Genomic DNA, 19,617 nt, shown 5'->3' with positions numbered 1-19,617 from the left:
GTCATTGCGGGGCAGTCGGCCTTTCCAACTCGATGACCTGCGCGCAGATCATCAGATTGTTGGCGATTTCTCTGCACTGTTCCGGTGTCATCGAAAATTGCACCGATTGCGTATCTCCGCCCGGTTTGTCGATCTTGAGGTTTACGATGCAGGACATTCCCTGTTTGATGTAGCGATTGAATTCCCGAAGCGGGGGCGCGACCATGCGCCCTCGTTCATCAAGGTCTGGTTGTGGTATTTTCTCTCCGTCACTCGCGAATCTCTACGCGTATTTGGACTGCAACCGTTACGATTATAATTAATTCCGAATTAATATCAGTGTGCGAGTATTCGTACTGTGGCTCGACGTATAGCCACGAACGTCTCCATGGAGGATCGCCCGTGAATATTCTCAATCGTGGTGCCAATGCTGTCGCAATTCTTTCTGCGCTATCAAAATCTCAAGCCATGATCGAGTTCGATCTTTCAGGCAAGATATTGACAGCCAATGAAAATTTCTGCCGCGCGCTCGGCTATGAGCTATCGGAAATCGTCGGCAAGCAGCATAGCATGTTTGTTGAACAGGGCTATGCGCGGTCATCGGATTACAAGGCATTCTGGGCCAAACTCTCAGCCGGTCAATATGATCAGCAGCAATATAAGCGCATCGGCAAAGGCGGCAAGGAAGTCTGGATCGAGGCCTCCTATAATCCGGTCATTCGCCGTGGCAGGCCAGTGAAGGTGATCAAGATCGCCACCGACATCACTGCTCAGAAGCTCAAGACTGCCGAAGATGCCGGCAAGCTAGAGGCTCTGTCCCGGGCACAGGCGATCATCGAATTCACTCCGGCCGGCGACGTGCTGACAGCCAATGAAAACTTCCTGTCGACCCTCGGTTATGCCCTGTCCGAGATCCAGGGCAAGCGCCATTCGATGTTCTGCGAAAGTTCCTACGTCAATTCGGCCGCCTACCGGGACTTCTGGATGAAGGTTGCCGGAGGCGAACTGGTGGCGGACGAGTTCATGCGGATCGGCAAGGGCGGGCGCAAGGTCTATATCCAGGCCTCCTATAATCCGATCTTCGACATGAATGGCAATGTCTTCAAGGTGGTGAAGTTTGCGACCGATGTGACCGGGCGCGTCGAAAATGTTGACCAGCTTGCAGGTTGCCTGGACAATCTTGCCAACGGCGACTTGTCACAGAATATCGAAAAGCCATTCATCCCGTCCCTGGAACGCCTGCGAACCGATTTCAATGCCGCCTCCGAAAAGCTGAAGCGAGCGATGGCGACGGTCGCTGACAATGCACGTGCGATCGCGGCCGGTTCGAGCGAGATTCGCACCGCAGCCGATGAACTGGCGAAACGGACGGAACAGCAGGCAGCCTCTGTCGAGGAAACAGCTGCGGCACTTGAAGAGATTACGACGACTGTGAAGGACTCCAGCCGCCGCGCCGAAGAGGCCGGACAGCTCGTCAGTCGCGCCCGCGAACATGCGGAGCACTCTGGTCAGGTCGTTCGAGACGCAATCGGTGCCATGGATCAGATCGAAAACTCGTCGCGGGAAATCTCCAACATCATCGGCGTCATCGATGAGATCGCTTTCCAGACCAATCTTCTGGCATTGAATGCCGGCGTCGAGGCCGCCCGCGCCGGTGAAGCCGGCAAGGGTTTCGCAGTCGTCGCCCAGGAAGTTCGTGAATTAGCACAGCGATCTGCGACGGCGGCAAAGGAAATCAAGATGCTGATCACTGCTTCGGGCGGGCAGGTTCAAAACGGTGTTTCTCTCGTGACGAAGGCGGGCTCCGCCTTGCAGGAGATAGCCACTCAGGTGCACGACATCAACACGAATGTCGTTGCGATCGTCGAAGCCTCTCGCGAGCAATCTACCGCCCTTGGAGAGATCAATCAGGCGGTCAATACCGTCGATCAGGGGACCCAGCAGAATGCGGCCATGGTCGAAGAGCAAACTGCCGCAAGCCACAGTCTGGCCCGTGAGGCAGCCGCGCTGTTCGAACTGCTGGAGCAATTCAGGTTCGATGATGTACCGAGATCGATGCCATCATCGACCGGTGGTCCGCTGCGACCCCTGCCCCGGTCTTCACCCCCAGCCAGCCGCAGACCTGTTTCGTCCTCGGCCGCACGCGGTAACGCGGCATTGGCCACGAAAGAATCAAACTGGGAGGAATTTTAACCGCTGACTGCCGATCTATGCTGGGCGCGTCATTGGAGCCCGTTTCTGAAGCCTGGGAACATCACCGTACGGCACGCAGGCCGCGAGGCGAGTGCTTTGGCCAATCGTGCCTGCGCGAGGTAAAACGCAACAGCACCAAGAGTTCGGTCGATGCAAGCCAACCGATAGGGGCATCAAAGACACCGCAAATACCGGCACGACTCTCCTTCCAGACCTGTCGACGCGTTCCGGCAAGGCTCGATCCTGCCAACCACCATCCACCGCCGCGGCTAAATCCCCATAGCGCCAAACAACCCGCGCCTTCGTTCAATCCGGCTTACATGAGGCCGCCCGAATTCGCCGCGCCGTCCGATGCGACCTCAAATAACCCTCCAGATTCCCTGTGGTTGATTTTGTGATTCAAGATCATTGCTGGTGTGGAGGCCGGTGATGATGGCAAGACCTCTTTCTTTGGATTTACGAACGCGTATTGCGGGGGCGTTGAACGGTGGCATGACGGTCCGCGCAGCGGAGCGGTTTGGCATATCGGCGGCATCTGCTGTGCGGATCGGACAGTTGAATCGTTCGGGCAAAGGCTTGCTGCAAGCGAAGATCGGCGGCTATGTCAAGCCAACCCTGAGGGGGGCTGCGGCCGATGCAGTGCGTCAGCGGCTGCAGGTCAAGTCAGACTGGACGGTGCGTGCCCTGTCGGCGGACCTGAAGGCTTCAGGGATCAACGTGTCCCACGACACGGTCTGGCGGTTCCTGCGCGCAGAAGGCAAGACCTTCAAAACGTATGGCCCGCCCCGCTTGCAAGAGCATTCTACGATTTGCTGATCAGTCTGCGTCAACGTATACGGTCTCATGAGTAAGCTCATGGCCAAGATGGACATCCGCACGTTCAGAGCCCCAATAAACACTTCGGCACCCAGTGCCATTTTTTTAACCGGGCTTTCCAAACGCCGTTCGACTGTCAGGCCATCTTCACGATCCTTCCTGCAAACTTCGTTGGGCTGCGCGTTTCATAGTGCGTAGCCAATCCGATTACGCAGCTACCGGGTAACTGCGGTCAAAAGCTGTTTCCTTGCGCAAGGCGGCCCACGCCATTCGTGCCAGCTTGTTCGCCAGCGCTACAACCACAGCGTTACGGTGTACGCGTCGCTCTATCATGGCCTTCAGCCATCGCCCGAGAGGCGTGTTACTCGTTGAAAGCGACGGTAACGCCGCGCGAGCACCATGAATAAGTAGAGTGCGCAGATAGGTGTTGCCTAGTTTTGATATCCCAAGCAGTCGGGGTTTACCGCCAGTACTGTACTGTCTGGGGACCAATCCGAGCCAAGCGCCCAGATCGCGAGCCTTGGCGAAGCTGCTCGCATCACCCACCGCAGCGACCAGGGCCGTCGCATTGAGTACACCGATTCCAGGGATAGATGTCAGCCTGCACATAGCGGCATCACCGCGAGCCAACTGGATAAATTCGGTATTCAGAGCTGCGATTTTTGTGTCGAGTTCCTTCCATTCTGCACGCAACTCGCCAACCAGCTGGCACAGTCGCGACGACAAGACCTCATTGCTCCCTGCAAGCATGCTGTCCACGCCAAGCTCGAGTTTTCGCCTCCCAACCGGAAAGATTACCCCACGCTCCAACAGGATCGCGCGAAGCTGATTGATGAGGTTCGTTCGTTCAGTCACAAGGCGAGAACGCGCCCGATGAAGCGTCTGGATGTCCAGTTGCTCCTCGCTCTTAAGGTCGACAAAACGCATGGTTGGTCGAGATGCAGCTTCGGCAATACCCTCAGCATCCCGGTCGTCGTTCTTCTGGGCTTTGATATACGGGCGAACGTACTCCGGCGACATCAACCGGACCTCGTGGCCTTGTCTAGCAAACAGGCGACCCAGATGATGGGCACCGCAGCATGCTTCCATTGCGACCACGCAAATCGGGAGCTTCGCTACGTAATCAATCAGCGTCTCGCGACGCATCGTCCGGCGAGTAACCACCGCACCAGTTGCGTCGACACCAACTGCGCTGCAGGAGTTCTTGCCCAGATCAATTCCGAGAATCATTATGTTCATTGGTCCGTTCCTTTCTTCCTTTCACACGCCAGCATCATAACAGACGCTGGGGAAAGGGGCGGGCCATTCCATAAACACTGGTGGCAAGCGAGCAGGACAGGCCGAAGGTGGCCCGGTTCCGAGCGCGGTGGAAGACCCATCAGCATCGGCTTGACCCGGACAGGCTTGTCTTCATTGACGAAACCTGGGTCAAGACCAACATGACGCGCACTTGCGGCTGGTGTCAGCGCGGAGAGCCTCTCATCGCAAAAGTCCCTCATGGTCATTGGAAGACGCTGACCTTTCTGGCTGGCCTGCGCCGCGACGGCATCGTTGCCCCCTTCGTGCTCGACGGCCCCATCAATGGCCTTGCCTTCACCGCATGGATCCGTCAATGCCTGGTTCCCACATTGAAGGCAGGCGACGTCATCATTCTGGACAATCTGGGCAGCCACAAAGGCAAGCCTGCCCGTGACGCGATCCGGGATGTCGGTGCCCATCTCTTTTTCCTGCCGCCCTACAGCCCCGATCTCAACCCCATCGAAATGATGTTTGCAAAGCTCAAGACGCTCGTCAGAAAGGCCGAAGAGCGAACCGTCGAAACAACGTGGAGGCGCATTGGCGAACTGCTCAAGCTCTTCACACCACAGGAATGCTCAAATTATCTCAGACATGCAGGATATGGTTCATATTAAACCTGACAGACTCTAGGGATTATTGTCGCACAAATACGGCTTCCTGGACTATCCTTCGCTCACTCCCCCGACTACCGCCAAGATAGCCTTGGACAGATCGTCTGATCCAAATGGCTTGCGAACGAGCCTGGTCATGGGTCCCATCGCCGTGCCTTCCACCCGATCGTGTCCCGTCGCAAAAAGTACAGGCAGATCGGGTGCGATTGTTCTCACGCGCTCGACCAGTGCAACCCCTGACATATCTGGCAAGCCGACATCGGTCATCAAAAGATCAATCTGATTTGAATTGATAATGCCGAGAGCCTCTCTCGCGTCGCCGGCTTCGAGAACCGAATGACCCAGCTCTTCCAGCATATCCCGCGTGCTCATTCGGATCAGGGCATCATCCTCGCAAATCAGCACCACAAGGGATCGCACCGGCGGATCACCGGGGACAGATGGAATGGATTGTTGTGTCGTCGTGGCGGTAAGCATACGTTGCTTCGTGTTCGCAAATACGGCACGCAACTTTCGCGCCAAAGCCTCACGTGTGTAGGGTTTGCTCAACAGTTCGACGCCCGGATCCAGCCGTCCGGCATGAACGATAGAATTCTCGGTATAGCCCGACGTAAAGAGAACGCCGAGCTGCGGCAGCCTCTCGACAGCTTTGCGCGCCAGTTCCGTGCTTTTGAGATTTCCTGGCATCACCACATCGGTGAATAGGAGGTCGATCGCCATACCGCTTTCGATAATCGCAAGAGCACTTTGCGCGTCAGGCGCCTGAAGGACGCGGTAACCGAGATCGCTCAGCGTCGCCATGACAGTCTCGCGCACGGCATTATCGTCTTCCGCCACCAGGATCGTTTCCGTCCCACCTACGATGGGACCCATATCGATGTTGACAAGAACGTCCTCGGACTGGCTAGAGCGGGGCAGATAGAGCTTGATGGTGGTACCCTGGCCGAGCTCGCTATAAATCTTGATATGTCCCCCGGATTGTTTGACAAATCCGTAGACCATCGAGAGGCCGAGACCTGTCCCCTTGCCTTCGGGCTTGGTGCTGAAGAACGGATCGAACGCTTTTTCCAAGACTTCCGCCGACATGCCGGAGCCGGTATCCGTCACGGCCAGCATCACGTATTGACCGGCGGACACATCAACATGAGAACGCGCATATCCATCGTCAAGGAAGGCGTTGCCCGCCTCGATCGTCAGCTTGCCTTGCCCATCCATGGCATCGCGCGCGTTGATCGCCAGGTTCAGCAGGGCGTTCTCGAGATTGGCGCTGTCGATAAGCGTGTTCCACAAACCACCGGCGATAACAGTCTCGATCTCGATGGATTCGCCAAGCGCGCGGCGCAGCATCTCGTCCATGTTTCGGATCAGACGCGCGGGGCTTACGACCTTCGGTGCCAATGGCTGCCGGCGGCCGAATGCCAGGAGTTGCGACGCAAGCTTCGAGCCGCGAGACACACCCTCCATTGCGTTCTCGACGCGCGTTTCAGCACGGTGATTTCCCGCGATATCCTTCGCCAGCAATTGCAAGTTCCCGCCAATGACTTGTAGGAGGTTGTTGAAATCGTGGGCGACGCCACCTGTCAGATTGCCGATTGTCTCCATCTTCTGGGCCTGGCGCAAAGCGTCCTGCGCCTTCACCAACTCCGCAGTTCCAGCTTCGACACGGTGCTCCAGGGTCAGCGCGAATTCAGCAAGGGCGGTTTCCGCCGCCTTCTGATCGTCGATGTCGGTATTGGTGCCGATCCATCGATCGATCTTTCCATCGCTCGCTTTGATGGGAACCGCGCGGGCGATATGCCAGCGATAGACCCCGTCATGGCGCCGCAGCCTGAACTCGACCTCGTAAGGCTGTTCCATCGCACGGGCATTGGACCAAGCTTCGGCGGCCGCAGGGATATCGTTCGGATGAACCATAGCTGCCCAGCCATCACCGTTAAGGCTACCCTGAGCGGATCCACTATAGGCATAGACCCGATCGTTGAACCAATCGAGCGCCCCATCCGGTGGCGACGTCCAGACGTGGTTGGGCATCGATTGCGCCAGGGACCGAAACCGCGCTTCGCTTTCCGCCACCAGACGTTCGGCGCGCTTGCGCTCGGACACTTCGAGGAACAACACCGCAAATCGGTCGCCGCCGAGCGCGCGCGCCCGCGCCTCGAACCACCGGTCGAGCGATGGCACGTGGGCCTCCAGCATCTCCGCGACACCTGTATCCACCACCCTGGCATAGCCATCGATCAGATCGCGGGGAACGTCCGGAACGATGTGGCCCAGTTGATGACCGATGGCGTCCTCTGCGGGGATCCCCGTCTGCTTGGTAAAGGCTGGATTCAGCTCTTCAAATATGAAATCATGCATGTGGCCGGCGGCATCACGCACAGCGCGACCGACGAAGAACCCTTCCTGCATCTGCTCGAACAGCTCTCGCCACTTCGCCTCGCTGTCGCGAACAGATGCTTCGATCGCCTTTCGGGGCGTAATGTCCATCGCAGCGCCGACAAACCGCTTGGCCCCACCGGAGCCTGAAACCACCTCCCCCTGGCGGGCGATCCATCTCACCTCGCCGGACGTCTCGAAAAGCCTGCGGTATTCGACATAGTCGAGCGGATTGTCGCTGCCGAGCTTTGCCGGTCCTGTGTTCGAACGATCGTCGGGATGAAGCAGGCTCACCAAAAGCGTATCGGTCACTTCGATGTCGGGTGACAGTCCCCAGATGCGCCGATACTCGTCGGAAACCTCGAGCAGGCCCGTATCGGGATACCATTCGAATGTGCCGATGCCCCCGGCTTTCTGGGCCATCTGAAGTCTCTGCTCGACACGAACCCGGGCAGTCGTGTCCTTGAGGATGATCACAGCACCACAGGGTACGCCGTCGTCATTCCGGACGCAGCTGGCATCGATGTTCAGCCAGACATCGTGAGGAGCGCTGTTGCGTTCGACCACGAGATGCTGATCGCGATAGGAAAGGGTTTTGCCGGAGAGGACGGTTGTCAGAAAGTTCTGATCAAGCTCCAACAGTTCAGGCCAGGCCCTCCTTAAGGTCTGTCCGAGCGATCCCGGGTGGCGGGAGCCCGCAAAACTCGCATAGGCATCGTTATAGATGACTGTGCCCTGGGCACCCCACAGCAAAACCATGGGAACACCGGATCCAAGGACGTAGGACGTCATGTTCCGAAGCAGGCTTGACCACTGGCCAAGGTCGCCCAAGGGCGTGTCGCTCCACTCGAAGCGAGCAATCGCGTCCGCGCACGGATTGCCGAGCGGCAGAAAGTTATTTGAGGCTTTGGGCGACATCGTCATCTGAGCCAAGAATTTGAGTGGAAACAGTTCCTCTGATTATTGAGCAACAGGTACTGATCTATCAGTACCGGAAGGATCCCGCAATTAGGGTTTTAGGTTAGGATTGCATGGGCTTATGAGACTTGGATAGTTTACAGGACTGACAGTGGACGGGAGTCTTCCCAATGGCCTCGGCTGCTTGTCGGAGAACGCTCTGTCAAGCTGGTATCGCTGACATTCCGACGCGTGCAGAGGTCAATCGGCACTTGGACGTGACGCTCTGCCTTTCGATCGTAGATTGGGTGCTTACAATCACATCGTCTGTCGTCACGCATAATACCTTTGGCCGCATTTACATGTTGCCGGTCGGACCTGTTCATAAGCTGGACACCTCTATTTACCGGCATGGGACGGTTGCAAGAGCTGACAAAGCCATTTCGGCGGTGAATTCGGCAAGCGACCTGTTAGTTTTGGGTGATAATTGCCGCCTTGGCGGCTTGCATTCCGGCCTTTCGGCCAACGAGCATCACGCCATCTGCGGTTTTCCGGTCAGGCAGACATAGCGGAGCATGTTGTAGGCGATATTGGCCACGCCGATCTTCACCTTTGCCGTGCTGATACCAATGGTGCGGATGAAGAGCTTCATCTTGTCCTTCTGCCTGGCAAAGACATGCTCGACGGCGGAGCGAACTTTCGAGCGGTGGCCATTGGCCCGCGACATAGCCTCGGGCATGGGGCGGCCCTTCGGTTTCCTCTGGTGAATGTCCGACTTCAGTCCGTTCTTTTCCAGCCACTCCTCGTTGGTCTTCGACCGATAGGCGCTATCGGCCCAGACGGTCGAGGCTGTGTTGTCCTTTGTCACGACATAGCGGAGTTGGGCCCCGTCATGGGCGCTCGCACTCGTTACCGTCCACCCCCGGATGAAGCCGTGCACCCGATCAATCCCCGCATGATTTTTGTAGCCGAACATCGGGATGGCAATGTCATGCTGCTTGGTCGCGGCCGTTGTCGGTGTTTCCGTCGGTTGCTTGGCCTTGGAATACTTCACCGTCCAGCGCGCGTCGCGGTCCTTCTGCGCGAGCTTGGCGGGTTTGTCCTTCCACTCGTCCGGGACCTCACCAGCCTTGATCGCGGCCTTCTCATCCTGGCTATTGTGCTGCTTGGGAGCCTGGATGATCGTCGCGTCAACGATCTGCCCGCCCTTGGCCAGATAGCCCGAACGTGAAAGGTGCTTGTCGAAGCGTGCGAACAGGTTATCGATGGCACCGGCGCGCACCAGGCTTTCGCGGAACAGCCAGATCGTCTTGGCGTCCGGCACCTTCTCCGACAGACAATCGGTCCTGGATAACGAACTCGGCCTGATCATCGGAGAGATTGTAAAGCGCCTGCAACACCAGGATCTTGAACATCAGCACTGACGGGAAAGCAGGGCGACCGCCCTTCGACCCATCAGATCGCTTCAGCGACTTGGCGAGCGGCTTCTCGAACACAGGCCAGGGAATGATCGCGTTGAGCTTTTCCAGAGGATCACCAACGGCACTCAGCCGCTCGTAACGTTCGTCCAAATCCCAGAACCCTGGCTGTCCCCGCATCATCCGCTCCCTGCAAATCACACAGCCGAAGTGAATCACGAATCCCGAAAAAAGGGGAGGTTTTTAGAGGTGTCCAGCTAATTGTCGGTCGTGATCTCAAGCGCCTGAAAAAATGCTGGATGCGAAGGTGTCGGCTTCAGCAAGAATGGTTTTACACAACTCCTACAGACTGTCCGAAAACTCTAAATAGCATCACTTGCCAGTAAATGCTGTGCAAGAAAATTTCTGGCTTTGATGAAGCTCCATGTTTTAGGCGCCATTGCCAATGGCCCGTCCTCATCAAGAACGTCGATCATTGGATACGCAAGGAGTTGAGCGGCCTCATTTCGATCTGGCGCACTTTGAGCGCCTTCTAAAACATCAGCGGCTGTCGATTTGCTCACCATCAACAGGAATAGTTCTGGGTGGCAGAATACGGGATCATAAGCGAGGCCAATTGCGAACGATGCAGATCGGGTAAGATCAAGTACAGCAATTTCCTCTGCGATCTCGCGAGCAGCTTCCTCGAAAAGATCGACCGTGTCGGAGCCTTTACAGGGTTCGGCATATCCTCCGATAAAATAGAGCCCCCCAGGATTTTGATCCGCCATGAGGCTTCTCTTGGTGACGATGATACAATCGTCTGCTGTCAAGACAACAGCAGTCATTCCGAGCGGATCAGCTCGGGCCGCGTGCGGATACTTGTCACCAAATCCGGGATGACGTGTTGCCACATAGGCAGAAAACGACGTGCTATTTGCAGCGACAATTAACCTGCCGTCATCAATTCGATGATCCGCCATACGTAGCAAAGCTCCGTCGAAGGCGGCGGGGTTCTTTATGAGAAGAGCTTCCCAACTTGCCTTCCTTGTTTCCTCGACAGTCTCGGAAAGCTGAAAGATACCGAATACGTGGCATTCGATCTGATCAACCTTGATGCTAAATGACTGGTCTTCAAACACGCAATTGTCTCCAAGGCCGCCATCGGGGATTCCTCAGAGTAGCGGGCCATGATAGAATTTGCCATGGCACATTTATCAGGAGTTGATCGCTCGCAGATGCTGCTTCTACCGGAAGCAGTTGAGGATTATATTGGTCCCGATAACCCGGTTCGCTTCATCGAGGCGTTCGTTGAAGGGCTGGATCTTGTTGCCGCCGGGTTTGTGCGGGTGGCGGCGAAAGACACCGGCCGTCCTGGATACGATCCGTCGGATTTGCTTAAAATATACATCTACGGCTATCTCAATAGGGTGCGGTCGAGCCGGAGGCTGGAGGCCGAGGCTCATCGCAACATCGAGGTGATTTGGCTTCTGCGCCACCTGAAGCCGGATTTTCGCAGCATCGCCGCCTTCCGCAGGATCAACTGGTCCGCATTCCGGCAGGTCTTCCGGGAATTCGTCATCCTATGCCGCAGCTCGACTTGTTCGGAAAAGAACTTCTGGCGGTCGATGGCACGAGGATCAAAGCGGTCAACAACAAGGATCGCAACTTCACCCGTGGCGCAGTGACCAAGTTCATCACCGAGGCCGACGAGAAGCTTTTCGATTACATGAAGTGGCTCGATGAAAGTGACATCGACGAAAAGAAGCTGGGCAATGGATCTGGTCGCGGCGATGGCAAACTTGCGGAGAAGATCGCGGCCATCAAAGGCAAGCGCGATCGCCATAAGGCGCTACTGGATGAACTAGACAAAACCGGCGAGGACCAGATCTCGGTGACAGATCCGGAAGCTCGCGCCATGGCCCGCATGACGAAGGTCGGCGTCGGCTACAATATCCAGCTTGCCGTGGATGTGAAGCACAAGCTGATCGTCGAACAGGAAGTGTGCAACCAGGTCCTCGACATAGGTTTGTTGGCGACGACGGTCGAAGCTGCCATGGAAACGCTCGGCGTTGACAAAATAGAGGCGGTGGCCGATCGCGGCTACTTCAAGATCGAGGACATCGAGGCTTGTGAGAAGGCCGGCATCAGTGCCTATATTCCCAAGCCGATCCGCGGACCGGCCGCACGCGAGGGCTTCTTCACCAAGGAGGCGTTCCGCTACGACCCGCACAAGGATGTCTATATCTGCCCGGCCGAGCAGGTTCTCTACCCACGCTACGAGAGCAAGTCACGCGAGAACGTGAAGTTCGACTATTGCAACAGGGACGCTTGCAAGGGCTGCGCCCTAAAGCCACGCTGCACGAACAACCCCTATCGCCGCGTCTCCCGACTTGAGAACGAGGCCGTCCTTGATCGCATGGCGGCACGCTTGACGGCGAGACCTAACGTTCTCGACCGGCGACGTGAAAGCGTCGAGCATCCATTCCCAACGATAAAGCAATGGATGTGCCACGGTGCTTTTATGATGCCTATAATATTAGAAGAGCCATCACTCTCGTCGGCGTTCCCGGCCTCATCGCCGCTGTTCCGGCGTGAGGGGCCGATATTCGTCAATTTTGAACTCAGAAAGTCCGACATACCGGGGAAACGCTTCGCATTCCTCTCTCGGGATCGAGATTATGAGATTTTGCGTTCCATAGCGCCCCGCGCCAACAGGTACAGATAATTAGCTATCCGCAGAGTTTTGGGACGGTCTGCCGAACATTTGCGACAGATCGACGGCCCCTGAATTTTAAGGGAAATTTCTGTCGCAAAACTCAGACGTAGAAGTCTGAGTTTTGCGACCAACTTTTGCGACAATTTGTCGGTCTACCTCGACGCTACAACCGCAACGCCAACACCTACCATGACTCCCCCGGCTGTCCGGTTCACGCGGCGGACTACGGTTGGCGTCCGGAGAAGCTTGCGAGCTCTGCCGGCGAGGGTAACATGCCCTCCGATTACAACTATCTCGACAGCGAGGATGACAGCCGCCAGAGCCCCGATGTCGCCGGGGGCCAGGGACGAGCCGACCACGTTCGGTAGCAGCGCCACGTAGAACAGCGGCATTTTCGGATTGCCGAGGTTGAGGGCAATACCGGTCGCGAAGACCGCCAGTAGTCCACGCCGCTCGGAAACAGGTTGCAGCTCTGGCACGGTAGGTTCGACCGTCCAAAGCTTGATGCCCATCCAGATCAGACAGGCCGCGCCGACATAGCGCAGGATTGCCATGACGATCCCCATTTCGGCGGCAATGATCGAGAGGCCGAACGCGGCCAGCGCCAGGAAAAGCAGGATGCCGACGACAGTTCCTGCCCCGTAGGCAATGCCAGAGGCCGCGCCTTGTGAAATCGTACGAGCGACGATCGTCATATTGTCCGGGCCGGGACTGGCGGCAAACACGAAGAAGGCCGCTGGAACGCGAATAAGGTCGAAATATCCATGGAACCCCCGAAAGTCTTGATTGCTTACGGGCTTTCAGAATACGCGGTTTTTCCCCATGCGGAAGTGGGTAGGAGCGAAATCCTCGCGATCGCACATTGACCAATGCTCAGGTTCTGCGCAAGTGATACTGATCTGTATCACTTAGGTTTTGCCATGCCACTGCGCGCCGACGCTGCCGAAAAACGCCGTCATATCGTTGAAACCGCCTATTGTTGGTTTCCACGCGGAACTGAGCCGGTTTTTCCACCGAGAAGTGAGCCACCTCTGAATATGGTTTTCTGATCAGGCTTTGGTCAAGGGATTGGCTTTTTCTCCTCTCTTGTGTGCTGCTGCGGCCGAGCTGGCTTTGAAGCGGAAGCTGTCGTTCCCGGTTTCCAGGATATGGCAACGATGGGTCAAACGATCGAGTAGAGCGGTCGTCATCTTGGCGTCACCAATGATTTCATGATGCCTGTTTCCTCGATCGTCTATTGCGTTGAGCGCGAGCGCGCAGGATGTCGATCTGGTCCTGCGTCAATTCGATCTGCCATGGCTGGCCCTTGGCGTGTTGGTGTCCCTTGAGCCATCCGCGGGCGAGATAATCGAAGATGACCTGTGGTGTGATGCCCAAGGCCGCGGCTGCCCCTTGAACGGAGTAGGTTCCGTCCGGCCACCTGACGGGATTGGAGCTCGTGCCGTTGATTTTGACGGTTGGAATGCCCCAACGCCTGCGCAAGAGCCAGACATTCTCACCCTTGAAGGCGCAATTCCGTGCCGCAAGAAAGCCTTCCGAGTTTAGCGATGAGGCGATTTCCTTATCCATTTTGCCAGCAGCGTTCAGCTCCGCCACGCGCGCTCGTAATTTATCGACATCGATATAGTCGCCATAGGTATGAACGTGCCTTTGGACAGAGTGCTCGCTTGTCGCTCCCGTTTGCCACAGGATCTTGATCCAGACCTGTCCTTGCAGCCGTTTCTGGTCGAGAACGACCTCGCAGATGATGAGGCGCAGGATGCTCTTTCGCTCGGCCGCCGTGGTCGATGGGGCACGCCAAATGCCAGGCAGGTTCTCCCCGAGCGCCAGTAACCCGTCGCGATCTGCCTCGCTCAGGACGAGGGGCTCGTCGGAGCGCCACCGTTCATAGTCCTGCTCGATGGCCTCGGCTGCACGTAGCTTCTCTTCCCATGCTCGCTCCAGCGACCGGGCCACCAGGCGGTTCTCGGGTTCGACTGCGTCGTATTGGCGTCGGGCTCTTTCCGCCTCGTAGCGCGCCCGTTCACGCCGCAATGCCCATTGACGCTCAAGCTGGTGTGCTTCCTCTTCGATCTGACCCAGTGCGGCGATGGCAATAGCGATCCTGTCCGGGGCCAGAGCCTCGAGTAGAATGCCTTCGATGCGTGCGTCGACGGGCAGAGCGCGTACCTCCTGACATAACGGCCCTCCGTCGTGACCGCGATCGGCACGGCATGTGTAAACGGGATAGTTCCCTGCAGGGCCGCTATAGCGCAAACTCATCCGCCGACCGCACCGCCCGCAAACAGCGATGCCCTGCAGCAGTGCGGCGCCCTTGCGTGGCGCTCCCGTATGGCCGGCTTCGTAGTGGTTGATGTTGTTCTCCAGTCGTCGTTGGTTGTCCATGAACTCCTCCCAGCCGATGTAACCAGGATGGGCAGCTTGCAAACAGACCTCCCAGTCTTCGATGGGCACCTTGGCCGTCCGCGGCCGATACACGTCCTGACGAATGCGCCCGCCAGTTTGCCGCCGCCGACCATAGACATAGGCTCCAGCATAGCCGGGATTATGGAGAATGCTGAGCACGCGTGGGTTGGTGGCCTCTTGCCACACGACTTCGTGCGGCGCCGGACCACGCAGCGGGCGTATTGGTAGCGGCAAATTCTCCTTTCGCAGATAGCGCATCACAGCCCGCGCGCTTCCTAATTCGCGGAACTTGCCGAAGACGAGGTCGAGCCTTGCCTGCACTTCCTCGTCGGGATTGAGAGTGATCTGGCCCGAGCGGTCATGAGCCAATCCAGCAGGAAGGCAAAGCCGCAATTCGCCGCGTGCCGCTTTCTGGCGCTCACCCTGATGAAGGCGCTGCCTGATCTGGTGCAGCTCCGCTTCGCTCATGATGCCAGATAGGCCGAGCAACAGGCGGTCGTGGTAAGCGCAAGGGTCGTAGAGCCGTTCTCCGTCGGCGATAATAACGCCGAACAATGCGCACAGATCAAGGAGTTGATGCCAATCACGATTGTTGCGGGCGAGCCGGGAGGCGTCGAGGCTGATGACAAGCCCAGCATTGCCCAGCCCGATCTCCGCGATCAACTTCTTGAAGCCCTCTCGCTCAACGCTGCCCGAACCGGATTTGCCCAGATCGTCATCTATGACGTGCACGCGTTCATGTGGCCAGCCAAGGCCGACGGCACGCTCGACGAGACGATACTGAAGCTGCGTGCTTTCCTGATGATGCCGCACCTGATTTACAGAAGACTGGCGGACATAAATGTAGGCGAGCTTGCCGCGATGCTCGGCAGTGATACGCTCGTCCGGGCTATTCGTCGCTCTCAGCATGTCGATCCACCTTTGCCGACGAGCGGATCGACCGCATCCGCATCAACAGGGGTGCAAACTTTTGAGCGATTTGTTTCTGCGTTTCTGGCGGCAGATCGGGCCACGGATGCGGGAGTGTCGTATTGGGGGTCAGAAGCTTTACGAGGGACTGAGACGCTACACGATACCGGTACGGATTCGATTGCACGGTCATCGCGAATCACCTCCTTGGAACGGGAGGTTACCATGCTGTCTAAATGGCGCATCAATGTGAGCAGGGTTCGAACGCTGATGCGAGGCGCCGACTCCAACTCGCTCCGCGCGTCAGGCGAAGCGGTTACAAGGTCGGTGACCGACCGGCGAATGGAACGGCGGCGTCCGTCAGGTAATCGCACAACAACAAATGCCAGCCCGCGTCCGGATTGGACTGACACCAGCTCAAGACGCTGACCCGCAAGGCCGTGGCGCGGGTCAATGATGGTTACATAATGCACCACCCCGTCGATAATAGCGGCAGTCTGCGATGCTTGGCTCGCCGAAGACGGTTGCCCACTCGCTGAAGCTGAGGTTGGTGGTAATGATGACACTGGTGCGCTCATAGAGCTTGCTCAGCAGGTGGAACAGCAGCGCTCCGCCTGAGGCACTGAACGGAAGGTATCCGAGCTCATCGAGGATCAGCAGGTCGAGGCGAACCAAGGTCTCCGCGATCTGGCCTGCCTTGCCTTTGGCCTTCTCCTGCTCGAGCGCATTGACCAATTCGATGGTCGAGAAGAAGCGGACCTTTCGGCGATGATGCTCAATCGCCTGGACACCGAGGGCGGTCGCGACATGTGTTTTGCCTGTACCCGGTCCGCCGACGAGCACGACATTCTGCGCTCCGTCGATGAACTCGCATCGGTGCAGTTGGCGCACCGTTGCTTCGTTGATTTCGCTGGCGGCGAAGTTGTATCCGGAGATGTCTTTGTAGGCGGGGAAGCGGGCAGCCTTCATATGATAGGCGATGGAGCGGACCTCGCGTTCGGCCATTTCGGCTTTCAGCAGTTGGGACAGGATCGGCACGGCCGCATCGAACGCTGGGGCTCCTTGCTCGATGAGGTCCGTGACCGCTTGGGCCATGCCATACATCTTCAGGCTACGCAGCATGATGACGACAGCGGCGCTGGCAGGATCATGACGCATGACGACCTCCTACGATCCGGACCCGCAAACCATCGTAGCGTTCTACATTGGCCTTGGGTTCACGCAGCAAGGTCAGTGCCTGTGGCGTGTCTATGTCAGGACCGTCAGTGGTTTTGCCGTCAATCAGGCGATGCAGCAGGTTCAGCACATTCGTCTTGGTCGCGACGCCTTGATCCAGAGCCAGTTCCACAGCCCTGACAACGATCTGCTCATCGTGATGAAGAACGAGTGCGAGAATGTCGACCATCTCACGATCGCCGCCGGGGCGGCGAAGCATCTGGTCCTGCAATTTGCGTAAGGCGGGCGGCAATTCCAGGAAGGGTGCGCCATTGCGCAGAGCACCGGGTTTGCGTTGGATGACCGCAAGGTAATGTCGCCAGTCGTAAATCGTTCGCGGCGGTTTGTCGTGACTGCGCTCGATCACCCGCGGATGTTCGCAGAGGATATTGCCCTCGGCCGCGACGACCAGCCGCTCGGGATAAATCCGCAGGCTGACGGGTCGGTTCGCAAAAGACGCAGGTGCGCTGTAGCGGTTCCGCTCGAAGGTGATCAGGCAGGTGGGGGAGACGCGCTTGCTCTGCTCGACGAAGCCGTCAAACATAGCGGGGAGCGCCATCAATGCTGCCCGCTCATCAGCCCAAACATCCGCGATCGTGCCGGGCAAGGTGCCGTGCGCTGTCTCCTGCCACAGGTCCTGGCAATGCTGCTCCAGCCAGAGGTTCAACGTTGCCAAATCCGGAAAGTCGGGCATTTGTTGCCATAGGCGGGGACGAGAATCCTGGACGTTCTTCTCCACCTGGCCCTTCTCCCATCCCGCGGCGGGATTGCAGAACTCGGGCGCAAAGACGTAGTGGTTCGTCATTGCCTGGAAGCGGACGTTGACTTGTCGTTCCTTGCCGCGGCCAACACGATCGACCGCGGTCTTCATGTTGTCGTAAATGCCGCGACCAGGCACACCGCCGAACACGCGGAACCCGTGCCAATGGGCGTCGAAGAGCATCTCGTGCGTTTGCAGCAGGTAGGCCCTGACCAGAAACGCCCGACTGTGCGATAGCTTGATGTGCGCCACCTGAAGCTTCGTGCGCTCGCCGCCGATCACCGCATAATCCTCGCTCCAATCAAATTGGAATGCTTCGCCTGGCCGGAATGATAGCGGAACGAATATGCCGCGGCCCGCCGTCGTCTGCTCAACCCGCCGCCACTCACGGGCGAAGGCGGCGACACGGCCATAGGAGCCGGTAAAGCCCAGAACCGTCAGATCGGCATGAAGTTGCTTCAGCGTTCGGCGCTGTTTGCGTGACCTTCCGGCCTCGGTCTTCAGCCAGGCAGAGAGTTTGTCGGCGAACGGATCAAGCTTGCTCGGTCGTTCCGGTACCGTGAACGTCGGCTCGATCGTACCCGCGCTCAGATACTTTGCAATCGTGTTACGTGACAGCCCGGTGCGCCGGCTGATCTCGCGCACCGACAGCTTCTCACGCAGTGCCATCCGACGGATGATGTTTAAAAGTCCCATGTGGATCACTCCGTTGCCCCCGTCGCTCTCCGCGTTGGGGGAAGGTTCACATGGCTCAATTCTCAATGGAAATTATGCGCCTAACCGGCTCAGTTCTGCGTGGAAACCAACAAAAGACGGGATAGTTTTTGCAATTAACAATTCTATCAGCGGAACGCGGCGAGATTCGTGACCCAACCTCCGAGAGACAGGCCTTCCGCTCATATGGCCTCAATCTGGTCGTCAGCACCATTTCCCATTGAGCCATAGCCCACAATATGCTGGCGGCATCACACCTAACCTCACGCGGGCGGCGCTGATAATCACCTATCGACGGACTTTTGACACGCTCTGTCCGCCACTTGCGACGACGTCGTGCTGAAGGCTAAATGAAGCGAAGTCGTGATATGGTTTCTAACCGAAGCTCATACAGCAGGACGAGGCAATGCTGAAAACCGACACCCGCCAGTGTCGAGACCGTGGACGCTCACCATGACCAGTATGATGACCCTCTAAAAGTCCGTTGGTTATGCCGACGGCATCACACTCGGCTCCATCATTACGGCGAGGACATGTTTCCGGTCAGAATCGTGCCCTGGCGAGCCGGATCTTCCGATGGGTCGTCGTGAAGATCCTCTAACATTTGCAGCAAAAATCGCCTTCGTGAAACTCCGACTTTTGCGAATTTTGGAGCTGATTGTGATTATCGTAGTTGAAGGCATCAGCGCTGCCGGAAAAACAACATGGTGCCGGCGACATGCGCCGGAACGGCTTGTGCCCGAGACCTTTCCTGGTGATAGGCACCGGCAGCCGTCCGAAGGGCAGCAAGCCGCACAATACTGGACAAACTGGAACGCAAAGCGATGGGGCGATGCAGTCGAGATTGAAAAGAGCGAAGGCCAAGCTGTATGCGATACGGACCCGCTGAAGCTTCATTTTTTATGGTCACTCTGGCAGATTGGTGAGGCTTCAGAAACGCAATGGCAGCTTCAACTTGCGAGCACGGAACAGGCGATCGCAGATCGGAAGTTGGGTTTTGCTGATCTATACCTTGTGAAGATCATTGATCCTGATGTTGCACGCCAACAGAGAGATGGCGACACAACGCGGTCACGCGACCGCTTTGACCTACATGTTCGTCTACAGCCCACCCTCATTCGCTGGTATCAGGCGTTAGAGACCGCGTTGGGCGGTCGTGTAGCGTGGAGCCTTCCGGAAGCCTTGCCAGATCGGAAAGAGAGGATAAGCAACCCCTTCCGGTTCGATGTCCGCAAATTCAGGGAATTCACCTCTACACTCGCTAATCCTTGATCAACAAAAATCAGGATTTCTGCAACAGACGATCCGCTGTGCAGAACAACAGAG

General features: G+C 57.3%; 10 protein-coding genes and 7 pseudogenes. 6 read left to right on the top strand and 11 right to left on the bottom strand.

The window, feature by feature from the left end; translation table 11 throughout:
* Position 1: 1 nt before the first annotated feature.
* On the bottom strand, positions 2 to 205 hold the full coding sequence (locus FS819_RS26410; protein WP_060716673.1) for a COMM domain-containing protein: 204 nt from the start codon (positions 203 to 205) through the stop codon (positions 2 to 4).
* Between the two features lie 176 nt (positions 206 to 381).
* Here FS819_RS26410 and FS819_RS26405 point away from each other — a divergent pair, with 176 nt between their 5' ends.
* A complete protein-coding gene (locus tag FS819_RS26405) occupies positions 382 to 2,172 on the top strand; it encodes a methyl-accepting chemotaxis protein (protein WP_060716674.1) in 1,791 nt (596 codons plus the stop codon).
* Between the two features lie 429 nt (positions 2,173 to 2,601).
* On the top strand, positions 2,602 to 2,988 hold the full coding sequence (locus FS819_RS26400) for a helix-turn-helix domain-containing protein (protein ID WP_060716675.1): 387 nt from the start codon (positions 2,602 to 2,604) through the stop codon (positions 2,986 to 2,988).
* 207 nt (positions 2,989 to 3,195) lie between these two features.
* On the opposite strand, the gene FS819_RS26395 is transcribed toward FS819_RS26400, so the two are convergent.
* The gene (locus FS819_RS26395) at positions 3,196 to 4,227 is read right to left on the bottom strand and encodes an IS110 family RNA-guided transposase (RefSeq protein ID WP_060716676.1); all 1,032 of its coding nucleotides are present in this window, start codon (positions 4,225 to 4,227) and stop codon (positions 3,196 to 3,198) included.
* Between the two features lie 74 nt (positions 4,228 to 4,301).
* Here FS819_RS26395 and FS819_RS26390 point away from each other — a divergent pair.
* A pseudogene (locus FS819_RS26390) lies at positions 4,302 to 4,901 on the top strand (IS630 family transposase); the annotation flags it as partial.
* Positions 4,902 to 4,949: 48 nt separating this feature from the next.
* On the opposite strand, the gene FS819_RS26385 reads toward FS819_RS26390, so the two are convergent.
* Positions 4,950 to 8,192, bottom strand: a complete 3,243-nt coding sequence (locus tag FS819_RS26385; protein ID WP_234625145.1) for a response regulator — start codon at positions 8,190 to 8,192, stop codon at positions 4,950 to 4,952.
* A 236-nt stretch (positions 8,193 to 8,428) separates the two neighbouring features.
* On the opposite strand from FS819_RS26385, the pseudogene FS819_RS26380 reads away from it, so the two are divergent.
* Positions 8,429 to 8,563 (top strand): annotated as a pseudogene (locus FS819_RS26380) (DUF2867 domain-containing protein); the annotation flags it as partial.
* Positions 8,564 to 8,703: 140 nt separating this feature from the next.
* Here FS819_RS26380 and FS819_RS26375 read toward each other — a convergent pair.
* Positions 8,704 to 9,769 (bottom strand): annotated as a pseudogene (locus tag FS819_RS26375) (IS5 family transposase).
* A gap of 182 nt (positions 9,770 to 9,951) precedes the next feature.
* Complete coding sequence (locus FS819_RS26370; RefSeq protein ID WP_071205905.1) at positions 9,952 to 10,710, bottom strand: hypothetical protein; 759 nt, start codon at positions 10,708 to 10,710, stop codon at positions 9,952 to 9,954.
* Between the two features lie 63 nt (positions 10,711 to 10,773).
* On the opposite strand from FS819_RS26370, the pseudogene FS819_RS26365 reads away from it, so the two are divergent.
* A pseudogene (locus FS819_RS26365) lies at positions 10,774 to 12,166 on the top strand (IS1182 family transposase).
* 273 nt (positions 12,167 to 12,439) lie between these two features.
* On the opposite strand, the pseudogene FS819_RS26360 reads toward FS819_RS26365, so the two are convergent.
* From FS819_RS26360 to istA, 6 genes and pseudogenes are all read right to left on the bottom strand, one after another.
* Positions 12,440 to 13,053: pseudogene (locus FS819_RS26360) on the bottom strand (LysE family translocator).
* 283 nt (positions 13,054 to 13,336) lie between these two features.
* Positions 13,337 to 13,495 (bottom strand): annotated as a pseudogene (locus tag FS819_RS26355) (ATP-binding protein); the annotation flags it as partial.
* 1 nt (position 13,496) lies between these two features.
* Positions 13,497 to 15,602, bottom strand: coding sequence for a recombinase family protein (locus FS819_RS26350; protein ID WP_060716681.1), 2,106 nt, complete (start codon positions 15,600 to 15,602; stop codon positions 13,497 to 13,499).
* Positions 15,596 to 16,180, bottom strand: coding sequence for a DUF5372 family protein (locus FS819_RS26345; RefSeq protein ID WP_409050160.1), 585 nt, complete (start codon positions 16,178 to 16,180; stop codon positions 15,596 to 15,598). Before FS819_RS26345 ends, FS819_RS26350 begins: the two co-directional genes overlap by 7 nt.
* Positions 16,113 to 16,760 (bottom strand): annotated as a pseudogene (istB, locus tag FS819_RS26340) (IS21-like element helper ATPase IstB); the annotation flags it as partial. The pseudogene istB and the gene FS819_RS26345, both read right to left, overlap by 68 nt.
* Complete coding sequence (istA, locus tag FS819_RS26335) at positions 16,750 to 18,273, bottom strand: IS21 family transposase (protein WP_156551572.1); 1,524 nt, start codon at positions 18,271 to 18,273, stop codon at positions 16,750 to 16,752. The pseudogene istB and the gene istA, both read right to left, overlap by 11 nt.
* Positions 18,274 to 18,867: 594 nt before the next feature.
* Here istA and FS819_RS26330 point away from each other — a divergent pair.
* Positions 18,868 to 19,563, top strand: a complete 696-nt coding sequence (locus tag FS819_RS26330) for a hypothetical protein (protein WP_234625142.1) — start codon at positions 18,868 to 18,870, stop codon at positions 19,561 to 19,563.
* The last annotated feature ends 54 nt before the right edge of the window (positions 19,564 to 19,617 follow it).

Origin of the sequence: Allorhizobium sp. Av2 (assembly GCF_021462805.2) — a bacterium.
GTDB classification, from domain to species: Bacteria; Pseudomonadota; Alphaproteobacteria; order Rhizobiales; family Rhizobiaceae; genus Allorhizobium; species Allorhizobium vitis_G.
The sequence above is the reverse complement of the archived record's forward strand: the minus strand, read 5'-3'. Positions and strand labels throughout refer to the sequence as shown.

Coding starts and splice junctions, on each gene's coding strand:
- FS819_RS26410 (WP_060716673.1), bottom strand. CDS start 205: ATGGTCGCGCCCCCGCTTCGGGAATTCAATCGCTACATCAAACAGGGA.
- FS819_RS26400 (WP_060716675.1), top strand. CDS start 2,602: ATGATGGCAAGACCTCTTTCTTTGGATTTACGAACGCGTATTGCGGGG.
- FS819_RS26395 (WP_060716676.1), bottom strand. CDS start 4,227: ATGAACATAATGATTCTCGGAATTGATCTGGGCAAGAACTCCTGCAGC.
- FS819_RS26385 (WP_234625145.1), bottom strand. CDS start 8,192: ATGTCGCCCAAAGCCTCAAATAACTTTCTGCCGCTCGGCAATCCGTGC.
- FS819_RS26350 (WP_060716681.1), bottom strand. CDS start 15,602: ATGCTGAGAGCGACGAATAGCCCGGACGAGCGTATCACTGCCGAGCAT.
- FS819_RS26345 (WP_409050160.1), bottom strand. CDS start 16,180: ATGAGCGCACCAGTGTCATCATTACCACCAACCTCAGCTTCAGCGAGT.
- istA (WP_156551572.1), bottom strand. CDS start 18,273: ATGGGACTTTTAAACATCATCCGTCGGATGGCACTGCGTGAGAAGCTG.
- FS819_RS26330 (WP_234625142.1), top strand. CDS start 18,868: ATGGGTCGTCGTGAAGATCCTCTAACATTTGCAGCAAAAATCGCCTTC.